Source organism: Rhizobium sp. CC-YZS058 (assembly GCF_034720595.1).
Taxonomy (GTDB): Bacteria; Pseudomonadota; Alphaproteobacteria; order Rhizobiales; family Rhizobiaceae; genus Ferranicluibacter.
This window is the reverse complement of the sequence record NZ_JAYESJ010000001.1, coordinates 1102462-1127919: the sequence shown is the minus strand read 5'-3', so window position 1 is coordinate 1127919 and position 25458 is coordinate 1102462. Positions and strand designations below refer to the sequence as shown.

20 protein-coding genes are annotated in these 25458 nt (G+C 66.7%); 7 read left to right on the top strand and 13 right to left on the bottom strand.

The features are described from left to right. The first annotated feature begins 66 nt into the window (after window positions 1-66). A complete protein-coding gene (locus tag U8330_RS05450) occupies window positions 67-258 on the top strand; it encodes a DUF1059 domain-containing protein (RefSeq protein WP_323104111.1) in 192 nt (63 codons plus the stop codon). Window positions 259-319: 61 nt separating this feature from the next. Here the strand turns inward: U8330_RS05450 and U8330_RS05445 are convergent, their stop codons facing one another. The 3 genes from U8330_RS05445 to U8330_RS05435 are packed head-to-tail and all read right to left on the bottom strand — an operon-like array spanning window position 320 to window position 2861. Beyond that, window positions 320-1576, bottom strand: coding sequence for a CCA tRNA nucleotidyltransferase (locus U8330_RS05445; protein ID WP_323104109.1), 1257 nt, complete (start codon window positions 1574-1576; stop codon window positions 320-322). Next, entirely contained in the window at window positions 1573-2229 is a 657-nt protein-coding gene (locus U8330_RS05440; RefSeq protein ID WP_323104108.1) for a CoA pyrophosphatase, read from the bottom strand. Before U8330_RS05440 ends, U8330_RS05445 begins: the two co-directional genes overlap by 4 nt. Further along, complete coding sequence (locus tag U8330_RS05435) at window positions 2226-2861, bottom strand: DUF1285 domain-containing protein (protein WP_416236901.1); 636 nt, start codon at window positions 2859-2861, stop codon at window positions 2226-2228. The genes U8330_RS05440 and U8330_RS05435 overlap by 4 nt, the downstream gene beginning before the upstream one ends. Window positions 2862-3072: 211 nt before the next feature. On the opposite strand from U8330_RS05435, the gene U8330_RS05430 reads away from it, so the two are divergent. From U8330_RS05430 to leuA, 6 genes are all read left to right on the top strand, one after another. Further along, a complete protein-coding gene (locus tag U8330_RS05430; protein ID WP_323104106.1) occupies window positions 3073-4086 on the top strand; it encodes a MoxR family ATPase in 1014 nt (337 codons plus the stop codon). Window positions 4087-4091: 5 nt separating this feature from the next. Next, on the top strand, window positions 4092-5012 hold the full coding sequence (locus tag U8330_RS05425; RefSeq protein ID WP_323104105.1) for a DUF58 domain-containing protein: 921 nt from the start codon (window positions 4092-4094) through the stop codon (window positions 5010-5012). Window positions 5013-5014: 2 nt separating this feature from the next. Continuing rightward, entirely contained in the window at window positions 5015-7819 is a 2805-nt protein-coding gene (locus U8330_RS05420; protein ID WP_323107186.1) for a DUF4159 domain-containing protein, read from the top strand. A gap of 43 nt (window positions 7820-7862) precedes the next feature. Beyond that, window positions 7863-9929, top strand: coding sequence for a hypothetical protein (locus U8330_RS05415; RefSeq protein ID WP_323104104.1), 2067 nt, complete (start codon window positions 7863-7865; stop codon window positions 9927-9929). A gap of 59 nt (window positions 9930-9988) precedes the next feature. Further along, entirely contained in the window at window positions 9989-10237 is a 249-nt protein-coding gene (locus tag U8330_RS05410; RefSeq protein WP_323104103.1) for a hypothetical protein, read from the top strand. A gap of 385 nt (window positions 10238-10622) precedes the next feature. Beyond that, window positions 10623-12332, top strand: a complete 1710-nt coding sequence (gene leuA, locus U8330_RS05405; protein ID WP_323104102.1) for a 2-isopropylmalate synthase — start codon at window positions 10623-10625, stop codon at window positions 12330-12332. Window positions 12333-12498: 166 nt separating this feature from the next. Here the strand turns inward: leuA and U8330_RS05400 are convergent, their stop codons facing one another. The 10 genes from U8330_RS05400 to U8330_RS05355 all read right to left on the bottom strand — a co-directional run bounded on the left by U8330_RS05400 (window position 12499) and on the right by U8330_RS05355 (window position 25420). Beyond that, entirely contained in the window at window positions 12499-12990 is a 492-nt protein-coding gene (locus U8330_RS05400) for a hypothetical protein (RefSeq protein ID WP_323107185.1), read from the bottom strand. Window positions 12991-13223: 233 nt separating this feature from the next. Continuing rightward, on the bottom strand, window positions 13224-13724 hold the full coding sequence (gene bfr, locus U8330_RS05395) for a bacterioferritin (RefSeq protein ID WP_323104101.1): 501 nt from the start codon (window positions 13722-13724) through the stop codon (window positions 13224-13226). Beyond that, window positions 13690-14001 carry a (2Fe-2S)-binding protein gene (locus tag U8330_RS05390; protein ID WP_323107183.1) on the bottom strand — a complete coding sequence of 104 codons (312 nt, stop codon included), beginning with the start codon at window positions 13999-14001 and terminating at the stop codon, window positions 13690-13692. Before U8330_RS05390 ends, bfr begins: the two co-directional genes overlap by 35 nt. 171 nt (window positions 14002-14172) lie before the next feature. Beyond that, window positions 14173-17676: an error-prone DNA polymerase gene (locus U8330_RS05385; protein WP_416236820.1), complete on the bottom strand. Its 3504-nt coding sequence runs from the start codon at window positions 17674-17676 to the stop codon at window positions 14173-14175. Further along, entirely contained in the window at window positions 17673-19271 is a 1599-nt protein-coding gene (locus tag U8330_RS05380; protein ID WP_323107182.1) for a DNA polymerase Y family protein, read from the bottom strand. The genes U8330_RS05385 and U8330_RS05380 overlap by 4 nt, the downstream gene beginning before the upstream one ends. Beyond that, a complete protein-coding gene (locus U8330_RS05375; protein WP_323104100.1) occupies window positions 19222-20220 on the bottom strand; it encodes a hypothetical protein in 999 nt (332 codons plus the stop codon). Before U8330_RS05375 ends, U8330_RS05380 begins: the two co-directional genes overlap by 50 nt. Before the next feature lie 247 nt (window positions 20221-20467). Next, on the bottom strand, window positions 20468-21028 hold the full coding sequence (locus U8330_RS05370) for a GNAT family N-acetyltransferase (protein WP_323104099.1): 561 nt from the start codon (window positions 21026-21028) through the stop codon (window positions 20468-20470). Window positions 21029-21198: 170 nt separating this feature from the next. Continuing rightward, complete coding sequence (locus U8330_RS05365) at window positions 21199-21936, bottom strand: Bax inhibitor-1/YccA family protein (protein WP_323104098.1); 738 nt, start codon at window positions 21934-21936, stop codon at window positions 21199-21201. A 203-nt stretch (window positions 21937-22139) separates the two neighbouring features. Beyond that, a complete protein-coding gene (locus U8330_RS05360; protein ID WP_323104097.1) occupies window positions 22140-24707 on the bottom strand; it encodes an ABC transporter permease in 2568 nt (855 codons plus the stop codon). Beyond that, window positions 24704-25420, bottom strand: a complete 717-nt coding sequence (locus U8330_RS05355; protein ID WP_323104096.1) for an ABC transporter ATP-binding protein — start codon at window positions 25418-25420, stop codon at window positions 24704-24706. Before U8330_RS05355 ends, U8330_RS05360 begins: the two co-directional genes overlap by 4 nt. Window positions 25421-25458 lie beyond the last annotated feature (38 nt).

Here is a 25458-nt window from a genome sequence, read left to right as displayed (position 1 = left end):
GCCGGGCCGCGCGAGTTACCCAAGACGCCCGCAAAGAGGCGGATCAGGGACAATCAGGAGGAAATCATGCGCTTGTTCGAATGTGGAACGCTGGTGCCCGGCTGCGAGTGGCACAGCCGTGCCGAAACCGATGGTGAGGTGGTGCGCCGAACGGTAGAGCACATGCGCCAGGCCCATGGCGAAACGCAGATCCGCGAAACCATGATCGAGAACATCAAGGCCAGGATCGTTGAGGACAAACAGGCTGCGACAGCCTGACCTTCCCTAGGGGCGGAAGCCGGGGCGGACCCGCCTCGGCTTGACAGACTTCGGCCTCGCCTCAGTTCAGGCTGGCCTTCAGCCTCTCGAGCAGCGCCTCTCGCCCCTCCTGGAAGTTGCCGGCCACCCAATGGGCCTCCAGCATGGCAAGCTTGACGCCGACCTGCGGACCGGAGGGGACACCGGCAAGCACGACATCCGCCCCGGACAACGGAAAGCGCGGACGGGTCCAGGCCTTGGCCCGCGTCAGCAGGCGTTGCAGATGGCCGAGACGTTCCAGCCCATCGCTCTCGCCTTCCACCTTGGGCAGCAGTGTGGCGATCGCCAGTTTCAGCCGTGCCATCGTGCCGGTGGCGCCTTCCATGTAAAGCTGACGGTCAAGCGCGGTTTCCGCCATTCGGTCGGCGATCGGTTTGGCGGCGGCCCAGCTCTGGAAAAACGCCGCCTCGGCCTTGGAGAGGCGCAGCCGGGCGGCCATGGCCGCCAGCCGTTCGGGATCGGGCGGCACCATCGCCGCGAGCCGCAGCAGGGGATCAGGGGCGAAGCCGGAGGCACGCTCGGCGGAAACGAGGCCCGGAATGGTGTCGATGCCCCATTTCTCGCTCTCCGGCAGAACGGCGGTCAGCACGCCGGCCTGCCGCATCCAGAGCAGCGCCCGCGTCGGATCCTCCGCCGACAGGAGCTTCTTCAACTCCGACCAGATCCGCTCGGCCGAGAGCGTCGAAAGCTTGTCCTTGGCGCGTGCCGACGCGCGCAGCCCATCCGCATCCGGCCGACCGCGACCGTACCAGGCGAAGAAGCGGAAGAAGCGCAGCACGCGCAGATAATCCTCCCTCACCCGCTCCGAGGCCTCACCGATAAAGCGGATCAGTTGCTTCTCGAGATCCTCGATGCCGCCGACGAGATCGATGACCCGTCCTTGAGCATCGGCATACAGAGCGTTGATCGTCAGGTCGCGGCGGTGCGCGTCCACCGTCCAGTCGGTCCCGAAGGCAACCTCGGCATGGCGGCCGTCCGTGGTAACGTCGCGGCGCAGCGTCGTGACCTCGAAGGGCTCGCCGTCGATCACCAGCGTAACGGTGCCATGGGCGATCCCGGTTGGCACCGTCTTGATGCCGGCCGCCTCTGCGCGCGCCACCACCTCTTCGGGCCTGAGCGTCGTGGCGAGGTCGACCTCGGTCACGGCATGGCCCATCAACGCATTGCGCACGGCGCCGCCGACCACGCGCACTTCTCCCCCCTCGGCATTCAGCAGCGCGAAAATGCGCCGCAGCGCCGGCGCTTCGAACCAGGGCTGGCCGGACACGGAGGGGGTCATGCGTAAAGCCTTTCATAAAGCATGCGGACGATGCCGGCGGTGATGCCCCAGATCCGCCGGCCTTCATAGGGCATGGCATAATAATGGCGCTCCGCGCCCTTCCACATGCCGCTGCCGCGGCCATGGTTGGCGGGATCCATCAGGAAGGAGAGCGGCACCTCGAAGACCTCATCCACTTCCGCTGGATTGAGCGAGAGTGAGAATCCGGGCTGCACGATGCCGAGCACGGGCGTGATGCGGAAGCCGGACAGCGCCATGTAATGCGGCAGACGGCCGACCGTGCGCACGAAGCCGGCGGGAAGCCCGATCTCCTCCTCCGTCTCGCGCAGCGCCGCCTGCTCGGGCGTGACATCGCCGGGGTCGACCGCCCCGCCGGGAAAGGCCACCTGGCCGGAATGCTTGCGCAGGGTCGTGGTGCGACGCGTGAAGATGACGCGGGCGTCCGGGCCCTCGTCGATCACGGGCACGAGCACCGCTGCATCGCGCAGCGCCAGCCGCTCCAGATCCTCTGCCATGCTGGGATTGAGCAGGAAGTCGCCATGGTCGCGCCAAGCTTCCGCGCTCGGATTGCCGGACTGGTTGGCCGCCCGGCGCGCAAACTCCTCGGCGGTGAAGGCGAAACTGCGCCGCTCCGGCGCGGCATGGCCGCTCATCCGCCGTCCGCCGCAAGGTCCGAGGCCGGCATGACCGGGAAGACGGCACCGGCCGAACGGAGCGCAATCATCGCCCGCCCGTCGATCTCCACCGTCTCGAACCATTCGGCCAGGTCGTAGGCGACAGCCCGGGAGACGAGCGCCTCCAGCCGGCCTCGCACGAGGAGATAGGGCTTGAGCTGCGCCTGCGGGCCCTCGACCGTGAAGCGCAGCGGATGGTCAGGCCCGGCTTCCACCACATCGCCGAGCTGGGTCCGGAAGGTCAGCACCGGCTCTCCCGCCCGCCCGGTCCGCGTCACCTCGACGGCGATGAAATGTGCGTCCGCGACGCGGATCCCCACCTTCTCGGCCGGTGTGACGAGGTAGGTCCGACCATCCTCGTCGCGGCGAAGCACGGTCGAGAACAGGCGCACCAGCGGCTGGCGGTCGATCGGCGTGCCGAGATAGGTCCAGGTGCCGTCGGCCCGGATTTCCATGTCGAGATCGCCGCAGAAGGGCGGATTCCAGCGCTCCACCGGCGGGAGTGCGCGCGGCGACCCGTCCCCAGCGCGGCCAAGATCGCCGGCGGCGCGGGCAATCAGCGCCGCGAGCCCCGCGACATCGCCCGTCTCGCCGGCGGCCCCCGAGGCCACGTTTTGCGATCCTGCCATCGTTCCGTCCCGTTTGCCCCTGATCCTGACCGACAGAACCAGGCAAGCTAGGCTTGTGATTCTCACGAGATAGTGCGCCTTCCGCGTCTTGTCAGCCGGGAAGCGCCGGCTAGTTTGAAAAACGCGTCCTGCTTGCGCCGCGCCGACGATTCGCGGAGAAAGCCAGAGCCGGCACGGTCGAGGGAGACAGACGATGGGCATAGTCAATTCCACCGAGGGTGCGCTGGACGAGAAGGAGATCGTCGCCGCCGCCGAACGGGCGCTGGCCGAGATCGCGCTGATTCGCACCGAAGTGGGCAAGGTGATCTTCGGCCAGGAAAGCGTGGTCGAGCGCACGCTGCTTGCCGTCCTGTCCGGTGGTCACGCGCTCCTGGTCGGCGTGCCGGGCCTCGCCAAGACCAAGCTCGTCACCACGCTCGGCACGGTGCTCGGCCTCGCCTCCAGCCGTGTGCAGTTCACGCCCGACCTGATGCCGTCCGATATTCTCGGCACGGAGGTGATGGACCAGGACGAGAACGGCCGCCGCTCCTTCCGCTTCGTGCCCGGCCCGATCTTCACCCAGCTGCTGATGGCCGACGAAATCAACCGCGCCAGCCCACGCACCCAGTCCGCCCTGCTGCAGGCCATGCAGGAATATCACGTGACGGTGGCCGGCCAGCGCAACGACCTGCCGCAGCCCTTCCACGTGCTGGCGACCCAGAACCCGCTGGAGCAGGAGGGCACCTACCCGCTGCCCGAAGCCCAGCTTGACCGCTTTCTCATGCAGGTCGATGTCGACTATCCCGAACTGGCGGCCGAGCGCCGCATCCTGCTCGAGACCACCGGCCTGAACGAGAGCGAGGCGCGCGCGGTGATCGATGCGGCCAAGCTGCAGCAGATCCAGCACCTGATCCGGCTGATGCCGGTCAGCGAGACCGTGGTGGAGGCGATCCTCTCCCTCGTTCGCTCCGCGCGTCCCGGCCATGGCAATGCGGCCACCGACAAGAACGTCGCCTGGGGCCCCGGCCCGCGCGCCGGCCAGGCGATGATGCTCTGCGCCCGCGCCCGTGCGCTCTATGACGGCCGGCTCGCGCCCTCGATCGACGATGTCGTGGCGCTGGCCGAGCCGGTTCTGCAGCACCGCATGGCGCTGACCTTCGCCGCCCGCGCCGAGGGCATGTCGGTGCGCGATGTGATCGCCGGCCTCGTCAAGAGCCTCAAGGCCTGATCGGAATGTCATCGATCGGCCAGACCGTCGAGCCGACCCCTTCCGGAGATATCCTCGCCCGGGCGCAGGCCCGCGCGGCGCTGATCCCCGACTGCATGGTGGAGGCAAAGCGCATCGCCAACACCGTGATCTCCGGCTGGCATGGCCGCCGCCGGCGCGGCATCGGCGAAAACTTCTGGCAGTTCCGCCCCTATTCCGATGGCGAAAGCCTGTCGCGGATCGACTGGCGCCGCTCGGCGCGCGACGACCATACCTATGTGCGCGACCGGGAATGGGAGGCGGCGCATACGATCTGGCTCTGGGCCGATCTGTCGCCCTCGATGATGTACAAGTCCCGCTTCGGCACCGTGTCCAAGGAAAGCCGGGCGCTGGTGCTGATGCTGGCGCTGGCCGAGATCCTGGCGCGCTCGGGCGAGCGGATCGGCTGTCCCGGCGTCATGGAACCGGTCTCGGCCCGCAATGCCGCCGAGCAGCTGGCGACCGCGCTGATCCACAGCCCGCTCAAGACCGGCCTGCCGGACACGGGCATGGTGCGCGGCTGGAGCGACCTGGTGCTGATCGGCGATTTTCTCGACCCCGCCGCGCGCATCATGGGTCGGCTGGGCCCGCTCGCGCGCCGCGGCCTGCGCGGCCATGTGGTGGAGATCGCCGATCCGGCGGAGGAAAACTTCCCCTTCGCCGGCCGCACCGAATTCACCGATCCAGAGACAGGGGAAAAGCTGACGGCGGGACGGGCGGAGATCCTGCGCGAGGCCTATCGCCAGGCCTATTTCGCCCGCCGTGACGGGCTCGGCCAGAGCCTGCGGCACATGGGCTGGACCTTCACCCCGCATCGCACCGACCATCTCGCCTCCGAGGCGCTCGTTGCCGTGCATATGTACCTGTCCGGCATGCCCGGCCGCGCGACGCATGGAGGGCAGCTGTGAGCATGCTCGCCTTTGCCTTTTCCAATCCGCTGGTGCTGGCCGCCCTCGTGGCGCTGCCCGCCATCTGGTGGCTGCTGCGGCTGACGCCGCCGAAGCCGGTGACCGAGGTGTTTCCGCCGCTCGCCATTCTCGCCGGCGTGCTGAAGCGCGAGGAAACGCCCTCCAAGAGCCCCTGGTGGCTGACGCTGTTGCGCATGCTGATGGCAGCCGCCATCATTCTCGCGATTGCCGATCCGGTCTTCAACCCGCGCACCCGCACCCTGTCCGCCGAGGGTCCGCTGGCTCTGCTCGTCGACAATGGATGGGCGACGGCCAAGGACTGGGAGCGCCGCCGGCAGACGGCGGATGCGCTGATCGACGAGGCGGAGGCCCGCGATCTGCCGGTTTCGCTGGCCTTGACCGTCGCGCGTCAGCAGGATGCCACCCTTTCCACGGCTGCCGCGGCACGTGCCCGGCTGGCGGCCGCCCGTCCGCAGCCGCTGATGCCCGATCGCGCCCGCGCGGTGGATGCGCTGCGCGCTGGGCTGGATGGCACCCGCCCCGGTACGCTCGCCTTCGTTTCCGACGGGATCGCCACACAGGACGATCGGGTGATGCGCGATCTTGCCGCCCTCAACCCTGCTTCGCTGCGCCTGATCGAGGGCGACGGCAGCGACGCCGTCGCGCTGACCGGCGCGGTGAACGAGGCGGACGCCATGCGCGTCACCGCGACCCGGCTCGACGCGGCCCTGCCCCGCGCCCTGGCTGTCACCGCCTATGACACGCGCGGCCGCTCGATCGCCAATGGCACCTTGACCTTCGGCCCCGGGGAAAAGACGGCAAGCGGCCTGCTGCCGGCCCCGTTCGAGCTGCGCAACGATTTTGCCCGCATCGGCATCGACGGACTCTCGACCGCGGGCAGCACCTATCTGCTCGATGATGGGTTTCGCCGCCGCCGCGTCGCGCTCTTGTCCGGTGAAGCGCGCGACCAGTCGCAGCCGCTCCTCTCGCCGCTCTACTACATCAACCGGGCTCTGGCGCCCTATGCCGATCTGATCCAGCCGAACGAGGCGGATCTGGCAGTCGCGATCCCGCAGTTGCTCGAACAGAAGCCCTCCATGCTGATCATGGCGGATATCGGCCGCCTGCCGGAACAGACCTATCCGGCCGTGACCCAATGGCTGCAGAACGGCGGAACGCTGATCCGCTTCGCCGGCCCGCGGCTGGCCGCCGCGCCGGCCGACGATCCGCTGGTTCCGGTGCGTCTGCGCCAGGGCGAGCGGGCGCTCGGCGGCGCGCTCTCCTGGTCGGAGCCGCAGCCGCTTGCCGATTATCCACCGGCGAGCCCCTTTGCCGGCATGCCGCGCCCCGAGGGCATCACCGTCAATCGCCAGGTTCTGGCAGAACCGACCGCCGATCTTTCCGAACGGACCTGGGCGAGCCTTGCCGACGGCACACCGCTGGTGACCACCCGCACGCTCGGCGCGGGGCGCATCGTGCTGTTCCATGTCAGCGGCGAAGCGACCTGGTCGAACCTGCCCATTTCCGGCGATTTCGTCGAGATGCTGCGCCGGACCGTGCAACTGTCGCGCAGCGGCGGGGTTGACGGCGGTGCCGGCGCGCGCCAGTCGGCAGCGCTGCCGCCCTACAGGCTGATGAATGCCGAGGGCGTGCTGACCGGGGAAACGGCCGGGGCGCGACCGCTGGAGCTTGGCCCCGGCGCCGTTCCGCCCGCAAGCGCCGACCATCCGCCGGGCCTCTACGGCTCGGAAGAGGGTTTTACTGCCGTGAACCTGATGGCAAAGGATGCGACGTTGACGCCAATCGGCCGCACGGATCTCGGCATGGCCTATGAGAGCGAGCGCCTGATCGGCGCGGAGGCGATGAGCCTCAGGCCCTCGCTCTTCACGCTCGCCATGCTGCTCCTGCTCGTCGATACGCTGGTGGTGCTGTTCATGGCCGGCGCCTTCTCGCGCCTTCGGGCCGGCCGGGCGACAGCGGCGATCCTCTTGACAATGCTGGGGCTCGCCGCCCTGCACCCCGACGCGGTGCGGGCCGACGATTCCCGGCCGGGCGATGCGGCGATCTTCGACAAGCTCGACAACACCCACCTCGCCTATGTGGTGACCGGCGAGAACGAGGTGGACCGGATCTCCGAGCGCGGCCTGACGGGGCTGACCGAATTCCTCACCTATCGCACGACGCTGGAGCCCGGCGCGCCTGTCGGGCTCGATATCGCCAAGGACGAGCTCTCCTTCTACTCGATCATCTATTGGCCGATCTCCGCCAGTGCCCCCATGCCGAGCGCGGACGCGATCAACCGGATTGACGCCTATATGCGCGCCGGCGGCACCGTGCTGTTCGATACCCGCGACCAGATGTCCGCACTGGGCAGCGGCGGCGGCGCGAGCCCCAACACCGAGCGCCTGCAGGCGATCCTCGCTGATCTCGACATTCCGCCGCTGGAACCGGTTCCGACCGACAATGTGCTGACCAAGTCCTTCTACCTGCTGACGAGCTTTCCCGGCCGCTATGCCGGCAGCCCGCTGTGGATCGAGGCGCAGCCGCAGGCGAGTGCCGACGAGCCGAGCCGTCCCGCGCGCTCCGGCGACGGCGTGACGCCGATCATGATCACCGGCAATGATTTCGCCGGCGCCTGGGCGGTGGACAGCAACGGCGCCGCTCTTCTGCCGACCGTGCCGCCGGACGAGATGCAGCGCGAATACGCCTTCCGCGCCGGGGTCAACATCATGATGTACATGCTGACCGGCAACTACAAGGCCGACCAGGTGCATATTCCCGCCCTGCTCGAGCGGCTGGGCCAATGACCGCCGCGCCGACACGCCCGATCCGCGACGCGAGACGAACAGAATGACGATCGATTTCTCTCCGCTCATTCCCCTGTCCGCGCTCGCCGTTCTGGCGGCGCTCGCGCTGTTGCTCGCCGGGCTTTCGCTCGTCCGCGGGACGCGTGGCGCTTTGCTTCGGACGCTGGCGCTCGCCGCGCTCTGCCTGGCGCTCGCCAATCCGGTCCTCAACCAGGAAGAGCGCGAGCCACTGTCCACCATCGTCGCCGTGGTCGTCGATCGCAGCCAGAGCCAGGACGCAGCCGGCCGGCGCGAGGCGACGGACCGGGCGCTGGCGACACTCAAGGACCGCTTTGCCCGTTTCCCCGCAATCGAGCCGCGGATCGTCGAGGCCGCCGATGGCGCCGAGACCGAAACGCCGTCGACCCGGCTGTTTGCCGCCCTTTCCACCGCGCTGTCCGACGTTCCCCCCGGCCGCGTCGGCGGCGCGATCTTCATCACCGACGGGCAGATCCATGATGTGCCCGACATCAACCGGCCGCTCGGCTTCGATGCGCCGGTGCACGGGCTGATCACCGGCCAGCCGAATGAAATCGATCGCCGCATCGAGATCGTCAGCGGCCCGCGCTTCGGGATCGTCGGAGAGGATCAGGAGGTCGCCTTCCGCGTCATCAACGACGGACCGGTGCCTGCCGGCCCGGCGCAAGTGCGCATCAGCCTCAACGGCAACGAGATCGCCACCGAGCAGGCGGAGCCCGGCACCGACCTGCCCTTCCGCTTCACCGTGCCGCGCGGCGGCAACAATATCCTGGAATTCGCGGTCGCGCCCGTGCCGGGCGAGGTGACGGAGGCGAACAACCGCGCGGTCCATGTCCTCGACGGCATCCGCGAGAATCTGCGCGTGCTGCTGGTCTCCGGCGAGCCGCATTCCGGCGAGCGGGCCTGGCGCAATCTGTTGAAGTCCGATGCTTCCGTCGACCTCGTGCATTTCACCATTCTGCGGCCGCCGGAGAAGCAGGATGGCACGCCGATCAACGAACTCTCCCTGATCGCCTTCCCGACCCGGGAACTCTTCGTCGAGAAGATCAAAGAGTTCGACCTGATCATCTTCGACCGCTACCAGCATCGCGGCGTGCTGCCGATCATCTACTACGACAACATCGCCCAATATGTGGAAAACGGCGGTGCGCTGCTGATCGCGGCCGGACCGGAGCATGCCGGGCCGGATTCGATCGCCTCGACGCCGCTCTCGGCGGTCCTGCCGGCCAATCCGACCGGGACGATGGATGAGAAGGCCTTCTATCCGCGGCTGACGGATGAGGGGAAGAAGCATCCGGTGACGCGCGGCCTTGCCGGGGCCGACAGCGAGCCGCCGCAATGGGGCCGCTGGTTCCGCACCGTCGATGTCGACCGGCCGCAGGGCCAGACGGTGATGCAGGCCGCCGACGGCAAGCCGCTTCTGGTGCTCAACCGCGTCGGACAGGGTCGCGTGGCCATGTTGCTCTCCGATCAGGGCTGGCTCTGGTCGCGCGGGTTCGAAGGCGGCGGCCCCAGCGTCTCGCTCTATCGCCGCATGGCCCATTGGCTGATGCAGGAGCCGGCGCTGGAGGAAGAAGCGCTGACCGCGCGCGCCTCCGGCCGCAGCCTCGAAATCTCGCGTCAAACGCTCAAGGGCGACCCTGGCCCCGCCACGCTGACCCTTCCCTCCGGGCAGACGCAGGCCGTGACCCTGAGCGAGGCCGAGCCCGGCCTCTGGAGAGCCTCGCTCAGCACGGCCGAGACCGGCCTCTTCGAAATCGCCAATGGCGAGCTGACGACGCTTGTCCATGTCGGCACGGTGGATGCGCCGGAGTTCAAGGCGACCGTTTCCACCGAAGAGACGCTGCGGCCGCTCGCCGAGAAGACCAAAGGCCTCGTTCACCGCGTGGCCGCGGCCGGTGGCATCGATGTGCCCGCCTTGCTGCCGGTGCGCGGCCCCGTGCGCGTTGCCGATGCCGACCGCCTGTCGCTGCGCATGACGGACGAAACGGTGCTGAAGGGCGTCAATTCGCTCTCGCTCTTCACCGGCCTCCTCGGCCTCGCCGCCCTCCTCCTGATCCTTTCGGCGACCTGGGCGCGGGAGGGGCGGTGACGTGGCGGGCGGCACTCGGATTTGTTCCAATAGAGGTGGGTGAAGACAGGAGGGCGACTATGAGCAAGCCCCTGAGGACGGTCCAGCTGGATTGTGAACTTGTTGTCGAGGCGGAGAAGGTCGCGAAGCGCGAAGGCCTCGATCTCGACATCTGGCTTGACCGCGTCGTCAGCGAGAGACTGACGACCATCCGGAGCGAGACCTATCTGGCTGCTCGTCGCAGCCGCGCCGATCTCGCAGCCGCTCGAAAGATCCTTTCAAAAGCCGGTTCTGACACTGCTCTGAGCGATGGCGACGAGATCGTGTAAGTCTCTGCCGGCGGCGCAGTCCGCTGTCAAATGGGGATCTATTCAGTGCAACCCGCCTTTTTCCGCGCCAGCGCTTGCCCTTTTCGGGATCATCTTGTAGGAAGGCGGCCATGACGAAGTCTGGCGCAAAAGTTCTGGCAACGATTTCCCGCGGTCGCGAAGCCGCACGGGAGCGTTCGCGCGCCTTCACCACGCTTCTTCTTCTCGGCCTTACGCGCGGTTGCCGGGTTCTTTAAGGAGCGCCCGGCGGCCGAAAAGCCTGCCGGCACCAGCTCCTTGACCTTCCGAACCGACCCTTGAACCTTCCCCGCGAGCAGGATAAGCCGACGGCCCTATGGCATCGATCGGCGTGAGCCAGCGGGCCGCGAAGACGAAGAGAAGCGCGATGATCCTGAAATCCCACACCGTCAAGCACGGCATGCCGCAGGCCGCCGAAAAGTACCAGCCCTACCCGCAGATCGACCTGCCGAACCGCACCTGGCCATCCAAGACGATTACCGCGCCGCCGATCTGGTGTTCGGTGGATCTGCGGGACGGCAACCAGTCGCTGGTCGACCCGATGGGCCATGACCGCAAGGCGCGCATGTTCCAGCTGCTGCTCGACATGGGTTTCAAGGACATCGAGATCGGCTTTCCCTCCGCCTCGCAGACGGATTTCGACTTCGCGCGCTGGTGCGTGGAAGAAGGAAACGTTCCGGCGGACGTGTCCCTGCAGGTTCTGGTGCAGTGCCGACCGGAGCTGATCACCCGCACCTTCGAAGCGCTGGAAGGGGCCAAGCGGCCGATCATCCATTTCTACAATTCGACCAGCGAGCTGCAGCGCCGCGTCGTCTTCGCCAAGGATGTGGCCGGTATCAAGCAGATCGCCACCGACGCCGCCAAGATGATCACCGACATGGCCGCCAAGGCAGGCGGCGATTTCCGCTTCGAATATTCGCCGGAGAGTTTCACCGGCACCGAGCTCGAGGTGGCGCTGGAAATCTGCAATGCGGTGAGCGAGATCATTGGCCCGACGCCCGAAAACAAGCTGATCCTCAACCTGCCCTCGACCGTGGAAATGGCGACGCCCAACATCTATGCCGACCAGATAGAGTGGATGTGCCGCAATCTCGACAATCGCGAGAACCTGATCATCTCCCTGCACCCGCACAACGACCGGGGCACGGGCATCGCTGCGACTGAACTCGGCCTGATGGCCGGTGCGGATCGTGTCGAAGGCACGCTGTTCGGCAATGGCGAGCGCACCGGCAATGTCGACGTCGTCACCCTGGCGCTCAACATGTTCACGCAGGGTGTCGACCCCGGTCTCGACTGCTCGGATATCGAGCGGATCAAGGATGTCTACGAATATTCCAACCAGATGGCCGTGTCCGAGCGCCATCCTTATGTCGGCGAACTGGTCTACACGGCCTTTTCCGGCTCGCATCAGGATGCGATCAACAAGGGCATGAAGGCGATCAAGGTCGCCAACAAGCCGCTGTGGGAAGTGCCCTATCTGCCGATCGACCCGCGCGATGTCGGCCGGTCCTACGAGGCGATCATCCGCATCAATTCGCAATCCGGCAAGGGCGGCATCGCCTATATCCTGCAGGAGGATTACGGCATCAACCTGCCGCGCGCCCTGCAGGTGGAGTTCCGCGAGGATATCCAGCGCATCACCGACGAAGGCGGCAAGGAAGTGCCGTCGAAGGCGATCTACCAGCGCTTCCTGGAACGCTATATCGAGCAGCCGAATGCGCGCCTGCGCTATGTGGACCACACCACCCTGCCGCTTGGCGAGCATCGCGGCGCCCGCATCGTCACGGCGGAGATCATCGACAAGGGTGAGCAGAAGACCATCGAAGGCCGCGGAACGGGGCCGATCGACGGGTTCATCAACGCCCTCTCGCTCTATCTTGGCGTCGACATGTCGGTGGCCGATTATTCGGAGCATTCACTCCAGCACGGCTCCAACGCCGCCGCCATCGCCTATGTCGAGGTGGAGCACGCGGGCGGCAAGCTGTTCGGCGCCGGCATCAACACCAATATCGTGACCGCCTCGCTCGAAGCCATCGTCTCGGCCGCCAATCGGGTGCTGGAGCAGCAGGACGTCTGACAGCGGAAGAGAAGGGTCGGCCAAGGTCGACCCTTCATTCGCGCAATCGTAGCGGGCGAAAATCGCGCGGCAACCTGCATGAGCCCGGCGCCGCTGCGCGTAAGGGACCCAGCGGTCTTTTCACATTGTCCGGCGCCAAGACGAGCAAGCCTCGGCTGGACACGCTCTAGCTGATGATGAAATCACCCACCGACAGTTTGGCGTGGTTGTCGAGAATAGCCACCAGCTTCTGGGCATGGGCGCCGGTTCCGTCGTCGTCGAAATAGAGCCTGCCGGTCTTCTGATCATACACAAAACGGTCCTCGGCATCGCGCGCTTTCGTGCCGGCGAAAAAGGCGTCGGGGTCCAGCTTGCCGATCTCAAGCTTGAAGATCAGAGAGTCGAACTGCAGCTTGTCCGTTTTGGCTGTGAAGTCGGTGACATGGTCGCTGTCCTTCGATGCAAAGCTGCGGAAGACGAAGATGTCCTTACCGGCTCCGCCCGTCAAAATGTCATGGCCCTGACCGCCGCCGATGCGATCATTGCCGGCGTCGCCTCCGATGACATCGTCGCCCTGATGGCCGGAGATCCTGTCATTGCCCCCGCCGCCGGAAATCAGGTCGTTGTTCTTCGATCCCTCGAGTCTATTGTCCTTCGCTGTCCCTGTAATCTTGGCCATGACCACCCTCCTCTAAGATAGTAATAGCTTACCATCTTAAGGATACTGGCGCCAGATCGATGCATGCTTGAAATGTCAGAAACTGACAGAGGGTCGACTGTATCTCGTGTCGTCCGAACGGATCCGCTCGGCGTCGTGCCGACGAGATCTTGCGACAAACCACTTAAATCCCGTCTATCAGCGCGGTACGACGTTCGGAGAGACAGGGGCGCTGCCTCTCCGATTGCCCGTGCTCAATCCTTCGACGGCGCTTCGGCCTTGTCGGCGGAGGCGGCGTTGAGTTGGCCGTATTTTTCGGCGCCGATCGAATTGAAGAGCTGCAGCTGGGTTTCCAGGAAGTCGATATGGCCTTCCTCGTCGGTCAGCAGATCCTCGAACAGCTTCATCGACACATAGTCGCCGGCCGCGTGACAGACGTCGCGGGAGATCTTGTAGGAACTGCGGGCGTCATATTCGCCGGCCAGGTCGGCCTCTAGCACTTCCTTGACATTCTGCCCGATGCGCAGCGGACCGACGGTCTGCAGGTTCGGATGTCCGTCCAGGAAGATGATGCGGGCGATGATGCGGTCCGCATGATGCATCTCTTCGATCGACTCGGCCCGTTCCTTGTTGGCAAGCAACGTGTAACCCCAGTCTTCCAAAAGACGGTAGTGCAGCCAGTATTGGTTGACCGCTCCAAGCTCCAGATACAGAGCTTCGTTAAGCCGCTCGATGACCTTGATGTCGCCTTTCAAGTTCCGCTCTCCTGTTTTCCTCGTGGAATTCTTTCAGGCGGCTAATATAGGCAACAATCTTGTCATCCGTCGAGTGCGTCGCGGCATGATATTTTTCGGTGGTGCGGATGATGATGTCGACGACATTCGGGAAGCAACCGCAGCAGCGGCCGCGCTTCTGCATGGCGTGATAGACCTTGGCCGGCACGATCAGTTGCCAACAGTCCTCGTCCAGGAGGGCCGTGATCGTGTCCACGATCTCTTTTTCCGAAATGAAGTTGCAGCTGCAAACCAGCATGGCCGTCGAGCCCGTATGCGATGAAGGATATGCAGGGATTAAACCAAAAGCGGACATTCCTTGTCAAGAAACAAAAGCGGAGCGATCCGTTCAACTATTCGCCAGGTTTTTGAGGTTCCAGCCTCCCCGGCCGGCAGATGGCGGCGGCGGCGTTGCCGGCGTCCTCTCGCCTCAGTGGAAATTGCGCCCCTTGGGCATGACGCGGGCGGTTTCCGCCTGATCGAAGAGCGAGGGTTCCGGCAGCGCCCGGTCGCTCTGGCGCGGCGTGCCGAAGCTGGAGGCGGCAGCCTTGCGGGCCAGCGCCTCGCTCGCCCCCACCTCGCTCGATTTCGCCTCGTTCGATTTCGCCTGGTCCCGATCCGGCTCCGTCTGCCCGGCTCCGGCGGCGGAGACCTCGCGCGCAGCCTGGCGCGCAGCCTGCGCCTGTTTCTGGCGCTGGTCGATCATCGGCCGCAGCACCTCGTCGGCCCGCTCGTTGACCGCAAAGCGCCGTTCCTCGCCCTTCAGCAGGCCGAGCGCCGCGGTCATGTCCTCGATCCGCTCGGCGATCACATGGATGACGCCGCTCTGGCTCTGCAGGCGGCCGGTGACCTTGACCAGACGCGCGCCCATGACCACCGGCCGGTATTGCGCGAAGACGGTTTTCCAGACGATGACATTGGCGACACCGGTTTCGTCCTCGAGCGTCATGAAGATCACGCCCTGCGCCGTGCCCGGCCGCTGGCGCACCAGCACGAGGCCGGCAACGGTGACGCGCCGGCCCGGCCGGGTTTCCAAAAGGGCCCGGGTGGTGACGACGCCGGCACGGGCGAAGACCTCGCGCATGAAGGACACCGGATGGGCTTTCAGCGACAGGGTCAGCGCCCGGTAATCATGCACCACCTGCTCGCCGGGCGGCATTTCCGGCAGGGCCACGGCGGGATCGGCGATCAGATCCTCCTCGACCCCGGCAAAGAGCGGCAGCCGCTCGGCCGCCCCTTTCTCGTCCAGCGCCTTGACCGCCCAGAGCGCCCGGCGCCGGTCGAGCCCGATCGAGCGGAAGGCATCGGCATCGGCCAGCCGCTCCAGCACCGCGCGGCTGAGGCCGGAGCGGACCCAGAGATCATGCACCGAGCGATAGCCGGCCCCGCGGCGGGCGGTCAGCACCGCCATGTCGGTTTCCCGCAGGCCCTTGACGATTCGAAAGCCGAGCCGGACGCTGCGCTCGGTCAGGATCACATCCTGCATGGCGCGGTGACGCGGGTCGATCCGCCTCCTGTCGAAGGCCTGCCCGGCTTCCAGCAGCGTTTCCCAATCGGAATGATTGATATCGACGGGCAGCACCTCGACCCCGTGCTCGCGCGCATCGCGCACCAGCTGGGCCGGCGCATAGAAGCCCATCGGCTGGGCATTGAGGAGCGCTGCGCAGAAGATATCGGGATAGAAGGTCTTGAACCAGGAGGAGGCATAGACGAGCAGCGCGAAGGAAGCGGCATGGCTTTCGGGAAAGCCATATTCGCCGAACCCCTTGATCTGGTTGAAGCAGCGCTGGGCGAACTCCCGCTCATAGCCGTTCTCCACCATGCCCTCGATCATCCGCAGCTCAAAATTGGCCACCTGCCCCGTGCGCCGGAAGGTTGCCATGGCGCGGCGCAGCTTGTCGGCCTCGGCGGGGGTGAAATGGGCGGCGGTGATGGCGATCTGCATGGCCTGTTCCTGGAACAGCGGCACGCCGAGCGTGCGCTCCAGCACGCTTTTCAGCTCCGGCTTTGCGTAATCCGGCTCGACCCCATGGCGCAGGAACGCCTCGCGGCGCTTGAGATAGGGGTGGACCATGTCGCCCTGGATCGGTCCCGGCCGCACGATCGCCACCTCGATGACGAGGTCGTAGAATTTTCGCGGCCGGAGACGCGGCAACATGCTCATCTGCGCCCGGCTCTCGATCTGGAAGACGCCGATCGTATCGGCGCGGCAGATCATGTCGTAGACCTTCGGATCCTCGGTTTCGAAGATCTCCCGCAGCACCTTCTGCTTGCCGTAATGGGTCTCGAGCAGGGTGAAGGCCTTGGCGAGCGCCGTCAGCATGCCGAGCGCCAGCACGTCGACCTTCAGGATGTTGAGGACGTCGAGATCGTCCTTGTTCCATTCGATCATGTAGCGATCGGGCATGGCGGTCGGCATGATCGGCACGATCTCGTCCAGCCGGTCGCGGGTGATGACGAAGCCGCCGACATGCTGGGACAGATGGCGCGGATAATCCATCAGCATGCCGGCATAGGTGAAGAGGCGCGAGACGGTGGGATCGGCAAGGTCGAGCCCGGCGGCCTTGGCCTGGTCCTCCGTGAACCCTGAAGTCCACCAGCCCCAGATCGAGCCGGCAAGGGCTGCCTGCACGTCCTCGGAAAAGCCGAAGGCCTTGGCCACCTCGCGGCCCGCCGAGCGGGCGCGATAGCTGATGACGGCCGCCGCCAGCCCCGCATGCTCCTTCGTATAGGTGCGGTAGAGGAACTGGATCACCTCCTCGCGCCGGGCATGTTCGAAATCGATGTCGATATCGGGCGGCTCGTCGCGGTCGCGCGAGAGGAAGCGGTCGAAGAGAAGGGTGAACTTGATCGGATCCACCTCGGTGACGCCCAGGCAGAAGCAGACGGAGGAATTGGCGGCCGAGCCGCGCCCCTGGCAGAGAATACCCTTGCTGCGCGCAAAGGCGACCATGCGATCGACGGTGAGGAAATAGGGCTCGTATTGCTTTTCGTGGATCAGCTCCAGCTCGTAGGCGAGCTGCTGCTCCACCTTCTCCGGCACGCCGTCGGGATAGCGCACGGCCGCCCCTTCCCGCACGCGGCGCTTCAGCGCCTCGGCCGGGGTTTCGCCGGGGCCGGTCTCGTCGGGATAATTGTGCTTGAGCTCGTCGAGCGAGAAGCGCAGCCCCTTGAAGAACAGGCGGGTATTGGCGAGCGCCTCGGGACAATCGCGAAAGAGCCGCGCCATTTCCGCCGGGCTCTTCAGGAAACGCTCGGCATTGGCGGCAAGCCGCAGGCCCGCTTGCGCCACCGTCACATGCTCGCGAATGGCGGTGACCACATCGGCCAGCGGCCGGCGGCCGGGCTCATGATAGAGCACGTCATTGGTGGCGATGGGGCGCAGGCCGAAGTCGCGCGCAAGCGTCATCAGGCTTTCCAGATGCAGCCGGTCGAACCCGTCATAGCGCGGCACGAGCGCGAGATAGAGCCGGTCGCCCGCCGCCGCCTTCAGCCTTGCCAGGCAGGCTTTCAGCGCCGCCCAGTCGATCGGGGCCGGGCCGGGAACCAGGATCAGCTGCAGATCCGCCTGCCACTCCAGAAGATCGTCCAGAAACAGCGTGCAGCTGCCCTTGTCGCTGCGCAGATTGCCGGCGCTGAGCAGGCGGCAGAGATGGGCCCAGCCGGCGCGGTTGCGCGGATAGGCGAGAATATCCGGCGTACCATCGGCAAAGACCAGCCGGGCGCCCGGCTGGTAGCGGCTGCGCTCGAAGCCGGCCTTGGCATGGCCGCGCACGACGCCGGCCAGCGTGTTGCGATCGGCGATGCCGAGCCCGGCAATGCCGAGCATCTTGGCGGAGACCACCAGTTCCTCCGCGCTCGACGCCCCTTCGAGAAAGGAGAAATGCGTGCGCACCCCGACTTCGTAGAAAAGCGGGTCGGGCGCCGGGCTCATGCGAAGATGCCGTGCATGAACCAGCCGGGATGGGCGCATTCGCGCCCGAACAATCCGTTGCGGAACATCCAGAACCGCCGGCCGGCCTCGTCCTCGATGCGGAAATAATCGCGCGTCGGCGCCGCCTCGCCATCGATCCACCATTCGGCGGCGATCCGCTCCGGCCCTTCCGCCCGCGTCACGCGGTAAACGGCGCGCCGCCAGGAAAAGCGCTCCGGCGGCCCATCCGGCACATGGGCCGCATGCACCTCGACCGGTTCTGGATGCTTGAGCAGGCGCAGCGGCCGCACCGGCAGGCTCTCGATCGGCCAGGCCGGACAATCGTCGGACGGCAGGCTGCGCCCGGCCGGCAGGAAGGCGGAGAGATCCCGGCGCGGCGCGGCGGCGCCACCGAGCGCCCGGGCAACCGGCTGGCCCAACTCTGCCAGCCAGTCTCCGAGCGGCCGGATCGGCGCGGCGCGCTCCGGCACATGGCTGGCGACGGGCACGCTGACCAGGAGGCTGTCCGCTCCGAAACGGGCCATGACGCGATCGGCGAAATCGGCAAGCGAGCGCCCCTGGTCCGGCCGGCCGGAAAAATCGTCCTGGACGGCGGCAAAGGCCTCGGCCTTGACCACACAGAGCCGCAGCATCTCGAAGCCGAAACCGGCATCCAGCGCATCATGCACGGCGGCCAGCCGCTCGCGATAGAGCGCGGCGATGCGCGGTGGATCGCGCAGCGGCGTCGAGGTGCCGGCCTTCAGCCGGAAGACCTTGCCATCCACGCGAAAGAGCAGGAGCTCGAACAGGCGCCCCCCCTCGGCCCGCTCCTCGAGCCGCGTCCTCAGCCCTTCGGCGAGCTTCAGCGCCAGGCCCAGAATATCCTCCTCGCTGGAGACCGGCTCGGCCAGCCGCCGCTCCACCGACAGGCTGGCGACCGGCCGGCGCGGCGAGAGCGGCTCCTCGTCGAGCCCCAGCGCCTGGTCGAGCCGGAGAATGGGCACGGGACCGAAGCGGCGGGCAAGCGCGGCGCGCGGCGCCTGCAGGAGATCGGCGGCATGGGTGAGGCCGAGGCGGACGAGAAGATCAACGGTGGGCTGGGGCAGACGAAGGGCCGCAACCGGCAAGGGCGCCAGCGCGGCCTCTTCCTCCCCCGGCGCCACCACCCCCTGCCTCCCCTGGCGGGCCAGGGCGCCGGCGAGCGCCGCGGAAGAGGCGATCGCGCCGCGGGTTTCCACGCCGAGCTCGAAGAGCCGGGCCAGCACATCGTCGATCAGCGCCTGCTCACCGCGGTGGAGATGGGCGCAGCCGGTAATATCGAGATGCAGCCCATCCGTGCCGTCGAGCGCGATCAGCGGCGTATAGCGGTCGCACCAGTCGGCAAGCGCGTTCAGGAAGGCGGCATCGGCAAGCGGATCGGCCGGCAGCACCTCCAGATCGGGATGCATGGCGCGGGCCTCGGCAATGCCTTGGCCGCGGGCAAGCTTCAGGCTTTCGGCGTGGCCATCGAGCGCGACAATGCGCATGGCATTGTTCTCCTTGGCGGAAAAGACGATCGGCGGATGGTCAGGACGCCCGCTTGAAAGCCACGACCGCCCCCAGCGCGCCCGCGCGATCCGATCCGTCGGCAGATGCGGAAAGTGGAGCGACAGGATGCGCTGCGCCGGGCGAAACAGGCTGTGCGTCGACCGGGGCGAGGCTGCCAAGCGGTGCGAGGGGATAGAAGCGGCGCTCATGAGCACTCCATTCCAGATAGGCGTCGACAGGGGCGAAGGCGCGGCTTTTTTCCGCGACAACATGGAAGACCGGGTTGCCGATGCTGCCGGCCAGCGGGCGACCATCGGGCAGAAGGCGGGCAGCGGCCGGCGCGGGCAGAACGGCCAGGCGAAAGAGCGCGCCGCTCGCTTCCTCCTCCCCCGCCTGACGCACGAGCAGCAGCGGCACGCTGCCGGCGCGCGCGCGCACCTGCAGCCGCCGGCTTTCCTGAAAACCGAGAGCGGCGGGATTGCCGCGCATTTCGAGAACCACGGCCGCAAAGACCGAAAAGTTGAGCGCAGCCTCGGCGATCCACAGCGCCTCCTTGAGGCTTCTCGGACCGGAGATCAGTGCCCGCGACAGATCGAGCCCATGGCCGGCAAGCCCGACGCCATAGGGAGCCCCGGCTTCCTTCAGCGCCATGCCTTCAGCGATCCAGAGAACCGGACCGAGCTCGCCGCCCTCGCGCCGGCGGGCCTGGCAGAGCGCGGCGAGCGCCAGGGTGAAGCCGATACCGGCGCCCGCATCGCGGGTTTCGCTGACGCGGATCTCCGTCATGCCGCGCAGGGGCAGGCCTCCCGCCAGCGCCTCGTCGAGCGCAGGAACGCCGATCGGCAGAACCGGCTCGGCCCTTGCCTTGCTGATGCCCTCTTCGCGCAGCACGGTGGCAGCCGGATCCAGCGGCGGGCGGCCAAAGCCCGCCTCCTCGCCGGCCCGCTCAGTGGCGCGCGTTCCGGTGCCTCTCTCCAGTCGGGCGATGGCATCGCGCAAGGCGCGCACCGTCTCCCGCGGCACAGCCTTTTCAGCCATGGCGGTCAGCTCCTGTCTGCGTGTTCACTTTATGTTCTTATTGATTCCAGAAGCTGAAGAAAGAGTCAACGCGCCTTGGAGAAGACTCTTTTCCATGAAGCATAGGAACTTTTTCCTCTTTCAACCATGCGTTGGCGGTCCTTCCAGCGCAGGACGGCGTTGCTTGCAGATCTCGTGCAAACAGGACCTCTCTTCCTTCTAAGGGAGAGAGCGATGGCATGGTGATGGAAAGGCGGGGACGATCCCGTCAGCTGCGATAGAGCGTATCCGGATAGACATCGGGCTCGGGAATGGTCGTGTTTCCCTCGCCAAGCGCCAGCTGCATGATCGTCGTGTCCAGCCAGCGGCCGAATTTGAGGCCCGTTCCCGGCATGGTGCCGCACAGCGCGAAGCCGGCGGCGCGATGAACGCCGATCGAGGCTGGATGCGCGCCACCGATCACCGCCACCATCTGACGGAAGCCGAGCGCCGTGCAACGGCGGATAAGATCGTCGAGCAGGACGCGGCCGATGCCCTTGCCCCGTGCGTCCGGCGAAAGATAGATCGAATCCTCGACCAGGAAGCGATAGGCGCTGCGCAGGCGGAAGGCGGAGGCATAGGCATAGCCGAGCACCAGACCCGCTTCGTCTACGGCCACCGTATAGGGATAGCCAAGCCCGGTGACGGTGGAGAAGCGATTGGTCATCTCCGCCTCGTCCGGCACGGCGATCTCATAGGTCGCCACGCCATTCAGCACGGACTCCCTGTAGATGGCGGTGATGGCGGGGAGATCGGCAAGCGTGGCGTCGCGCAGGGTAAAGGCGGGCATGAGATGGTCCTTGGACAGGCCTGAGAAGCGTCGTCCCTCTCCCACACTCTCGTCAGCCAATCAAGCCGATGCGCCCGCGGGTCTGCGCAGGACTGGCTGAAACGAGAAAAGGCGGCCGAAGCCGCCTTTCCGAAGTTTTCCATCCAGCCGGAGCCCGGATGCCTGGTCGATCAGTTGCGGTTGCCGAGGAAGCGCAGCAGGAACAGGAAGAGGTTGACGAAGTCGAGATAGAGCGTCAGCGCGCCCATGATCGCCTTGCGGCCGGCGGTTTCCACGCCATCGCTTTCGAAATACATTTCCTTGATGCGCTGCGTATCCCAGGCGGTCAGGCCCGCAAAGATCAGCACGCCGATCGCCGAGATGGCGAAGGTGACGGCCGATGACTGCAGGAACAGATTGACCAGCGAGGCGATGATCAGGCCGAACAGGCCCATGACCAGGAACGAGCCCATGGCCGAGAGATCACGCTTCGTCGTGTAGCCGAACAGCGACAGCGCGCCGAAGGAGGCGGCGGTCACGAAGAAGGTCTGCACGATGCTCTGGCCGGTATAGACCAGGAAGATCGAGGAGAGCGACAGGCCCATCAGGCCGGCATAGATCCAGAAGGTGGTCTGCGCGGCCGCCACGCTCATCTTGTGAATGCGGAAGCTCAGGAAGAACACCATCGCCAGCGGCGCCAGCATGACTACCCATTTGAGCGGGCTTACATAAATCGCCTGGCCGAACGCGGTCAGTTCACCATTGTTAAAAGCCAGCTGGAACGCGCCGAAGGCGGCGACGCCGGTGATGGCGAGGCCGAGCGCCATCAGGTTGTAGACGCGCAGCATGTAGCTGCGAAGGCCTTCATCGATCGCGGCGCCCGCCCGGCCGGCTGCGGCCTGCGTGCGGAGATTGCGAAAATCAGCCATGGTTTCCCTTTCAAGCCCCGATGGACGAGAGGTTGAGGGGGGATCCGAAAAGACCACGTCCCTCCCAGGCGCCGCTGCGGGGCTCAGCATGCCTGAGGGAGAATATGGGCCCGGCTCGGCCAAATCACAAGGCCCGCCGGGCAAAGGCGGGCCCACATGACCAATTTGTCATCCGTCGCGCGGGCCCTTGCCGTTGGCGGAGACTACAGGTCGCGCAGTACCGGCGCCGCCTTCTGCCCGAGCACCCGCCAGGTGCCGACGAGCCCGATGCCGACGGTGAGCACCAAGGCCGCGCCAATGGTGCCAACCGCCACGTCCGGCAGGAAGGTGGACGGCAGCGTCATGATGCGCGAGACGACGAACCAGGCCGCCACCCCGCCGGCAAACAGCGCGAAGAGCGCCGTGGAGAGGCCGAGCATCGCATATTCGTAGCAGAAGGCGCGGATCAGCGTCGCCCGCGTCGCGCCCAGGGTCTTCAGCACCACCGCATCATGCAGCCGCGCCCGGTTGCCGGCAGCCAGCGCCCCGGCCAGCACCAGCACCGAGGCGACCAGCGCCACGGCGGCCGCCGCGCGGATGGCCGTCGCCAGCTGGCCGAGCAGCGTATTGACGATATCGAGCGCGTCCTTGACCCGCACGCTGGTGATCGTCGGATAGGTGTTGGTTATGGCCTTCAGCGCAGCCGCCTCTTCCGCTTCCGTGGCCGAGGGGTCGATGATCGTCGCCAGCCAGGCATGCGGCGCCCCGGCAAAGGTGTTGGGCGAAAAGACCATGACGAAATTGATCGACAGCGATTCCCACTCCACCGTGCGGAAATTGGCGATGCGGGCGGTGATGTTGCGCCCGAGCACGTTGACCGTCACCGTATCGCCGAGCTTGAGCCCCAGCTCCTTGCCCTCATTGGCGGAGAAGGAGACGAGCGGCTCGCCGGCATAGTCCTTCGGCCACCAGTCCCCCTCGACCAGCGTGGAGTTGTCCGGGATGTTCTGCGCATAGGTGATGCCGCGGTCGCCGCGCAGCACCCAGCGCGCTTCGGCCGGAACCTCGCGGGTCGCCACATCCTCGCCGTTGAAGGCCAGGATGCGGCCGCGCAGCATCGGCACCTCGATGATCTTGCCCTCCGGCATCTCCCGCTGCAGCAAGCCGCGGAAGCCGTCGATCTCGCTGCCCTGGATATCGACGAAGAAGAAATTGGGCGCCCGCTCGGGCAGCGTCCCGGTCAGCTGGTTGCGCAGGTTTCCGTCGATCAGCGCCAGGGTAACGAGCAGCGCCAGGCCAAGCCCGAGCGACAGCACGACCGAAGGTGTGAGCGCACCCGGGCGATGGATATTGCCGATGGCCAGTCGCAAGGCCGGCGAAGACACGCGCGGCGCCCGGCGCGCCACCCACTGCACCAGCCAGGACACGCCGCGCAGCACGACGAAGGCGAAGAGAATGGCCCCCAGGAAGGTCAGCGAGATCCGCCGCTCCTCGGCTGTGAAGACCGCCAGCAAGGCGATCGCCGCCAGGCTTGCAAAGGCGCCGCCGAGATAGGCCCAGGCCGGCCTGCGGGCCGGGCCGATCGCCTGGTCGCGGAACAGGGCCGTGGCCGGAACCGACCGCGCCCGGCCGAGCGGCAGAAGTGCGAAGGCCAGCGCTGTCAGCACGCCGAACAGCGCCGCCAGGGCGAGTGCCGAAGGGTAGAGCGCGGCACCGGTCGAGACCGGCAGCACATCTTGAAGGAAGTAGCCGGTGACCGGCGGCACCAGCGCCCCGATCACGAGCCCGATGACAATGCCGATGGCGGCGATCAGCAGGATCTGGATGAGATAGATGGTGGAGACCAGCACACCCGGGGCGCCGAGGCACTTGAAGGTGGCGATGACGGCCCGCTTTCCATCGAGATAGGCGCGCACCGCATTGGCAACCCCGACCCCGCCGACGATGAGCGCCGTCAGCCCGACGAGCGTCAGGAACTGCGAGAAGCGGGTGATGTTGGCGGTCAGCGAGGGGGCGGCATTGCGCGAGGAGCGGATCGACCAGCCGGCCTCCGGAAAGGCGCGCTCGGCCTCCGCGCGAATGGCCGGCACGGCGCTCGGATCGGCCACTTTCAGCTTGTAGCCATATTCGACCAGGCTGCCGGTCTGCACCAAGCCGCTGGCGGAAAGCGCGGCATCGGAGATCATGAGCCGCGGGGCAAAGCCGAAGCCGTCGGATACCGCGTCCGGCTCCCGGGCGATGGTGCCGGAGATCCGCAGCCGGGCATTGCCGATCAGGATCTCGTCGCCAACCTTGACGCCCAGCCGGTCGATGAGCAGCGGCGCAACGAGCGCGCCGTAAACCCCGTTCCGCGCCGCCAGTTGCGTGGCGAGCGGGGCGGAGGGCGTGCTTTCCACCGCGCCATAGAGCGGATAGGCGGCGTCGACCGCCTTGAGCTCGACCAGCGCCTGATTGGAGCCATCCGGCAGCCGGGCCATGGAGCGCAGGCCCGAAGTCAGCGAAATCTGGCCCTTTTCCGCAAGAAAGGTCCGCTCGGCGTCGCTTGCCTCGCGGTTGTTGAGCTCGAATCGAAGGTCGCCGGCCAGAAGCTCCTGCCCCTGGGCGGCGATCGAGCCGGTGATCGACTGGGACAGCGAGTTGACGCCGGCAATCGCCGCCGTCCCGAGCGCGATGCAGCCGAGAAAAATGTAGAAGCCGCGCAAGCCGCCGCGCATCTCGCGCAGCGCAAGACGGAAGGCGAGCCGCAGATTGGGCAGCCGCAACGCCGGGGCCGACAGCGAGCGGCCGCTCATGCGCGGATCGCCTCGGCGGGGCTGCGGAGAGCGGCAGTGCCGTCATCGACGATCTCGCCCGACCGCACCTTGACCTGGCGGCTGCAGCGCGCGGCGAGGCTGGGGTCATGGGTGACGAGAAGCAGCGTCATGCCGCGCTCGCTCTGCTTGGAGAAGAGCAGATCGGCGATCTGACGGCCGGTTTCGGCATCGAGATTGCCGGTCGGCTCGTCGGCGATCAAAAGCTTGGGCGATGGCGCCAATGCCCGGGCAATCGCCACGCGCTGCTGCTCGCCGCCCGAAAGCTGGCCGGGATAATGGGAAAGCCGTGCCCCGAGCCCGACGGCGGTCAGCTCGCGCGCCGCGATCGCAAAGGCGTCCGCAACATTGGCGAGCTCCAGCGGCACGGCGACGTTTTCGAGCGCCGTCATGTTCGGGATCAGATGAAAAGACTGGAAGACGATGCCGATGTTGCGGCCGCGGAACTCGGCCACCTGGTCCTCGCTCAGCCCCTGAAGCGCCGTGCCGTCGATGGTGATCTCGCCGCCATCCAGGCGCTCCAGCCCCGCAAGCACCATCAGCAGGGTCGATTTGCCGGACCCGGACGGACCGACGATGCCGACGGACTGGCCAGCCTCGATCGACAGCGTCATCCCCTTCAGCACATGGACGGAGGCTGCGGCGCTGCCGAGCGTCAGATCCGCATTTTTCAGTTCGATCATGGTTTTTGCCACGCGCCGCCGCCCTATATGATGTGATGCTGCATCTGCTC

Bases quoted from the DNA above. Each gene is read 5' to 3' on its own strand.
- U8330_RS05425 (WP_323104105.1), top strand. From the start codon at position 4,092: ATGTCATCGATCGGCCAGACCGTCGAGCCGACCCCTTCCGGAGATATC.
- U8330_RS05385 (WP_416236820.1), bottom strand. From the start codon at position 17,676: ATGAGCCCGGCGCCCGACCCGCTTTTCTACGAAGTCGGGGTGCGCACG.
- U8330_RS05370 (WP_323104099.1), bottom strand. From the start codon at position 21,028: ATGCCCGCCTTTACCCTGCGCGACGCCACGCTTGCCGATCTCCCCGCC.
- U8330_RS05415 (WP_323104104.1), top strand. From the start codon at position 7,863: ATGACGATCGATTTCTCTCCGCTCATTCCCCTGTCCGCGCTCGCCGTT.
- U8330_RS05450 (WP_323104111.1), top strand. From the start codon at position 67: ATGCGCTTGTTCGAATGTGGAACGCTGGTGCCCGGCTGCGAGTGGCAC.
- U8330_RS05445 (WP_323104109.1), bottom strand. From the start codon at position 1,576: ATGACCCCCTCCGTGTCCGGCCAGCCCTGGTTCGAAGCGCCGGCGCTG.
- U8330_RS05400 (WP_323107185.1), bottom strand. From the start codon at position 12,990: ATGGCCAAGATTACAGGGACAGCGAAGGACAATAGACTCGAGGGATCG.
- U8330_RS05420 (WP_323107186.1), top strand. From the start codon at position 5,015: ATGCTCGCCTTTGCCTTTTCCAATCCGCTGGTGCTGGCCGCCCTCGTG.
- U8330_RS05375 (WP_323104100.1), bottom strand. From the start codon at position 20,220: ATGGCTGAAAAGGCTGTGCCGCGGGAGACGGTGCGCGCCTTGCGCGAT.
- U8330_RS05430 (WP_323104106.1), top strand. From the start codon at position 3,073: ATGGGCATAGTCAATTCCACCGAGGGTGCGCTGGACGAGAAGGAGATC.
- leuA (WP_323104102.1), top strand. From the start codon at position 10,623: ATGATCCTGAAATCCCACACCGTCAAGCACGGCATGCCGCAGGCCGCC.
- U8330_RS05365 (WP_323104098.1), bottom strand. From the start codon at position 21,936: ATGGCTGATTTTCGCAATCTCCGCACGCAGGCCGCAGCCGGCCGGGCG.
- U8330_RS05390 (WP_323107183.1), bottom strand. From the start codon at position 14,001: ATGCTGGTTTGCAGCTGCAACTTCATTTCGGAAAAAGAGATCGTGGAC.
- U8330_RS05410 (WP_323104103.1), top strand. From the start codon at position 9,989: ATGAGCAAGCCCCTGAGGACGGTCCAGCTGGATTGTGAACTTGTTGTC.
- U8330_RS05440 (WP_323104108.1), bottom strand. From the start codon at position 2,229: ATGAGCGGCCATGCCGCGCCGGAGCGGCGCAGTTTCGCCTTCACCGCC.
- U8330_RS05360 (WP_323104097.1), bottom strand. From the start codon at position 24,707: ATGAGCGGCCGCTCGCTGTCGGCCCCGGCGTTGCGGCTGCCCAATCTG.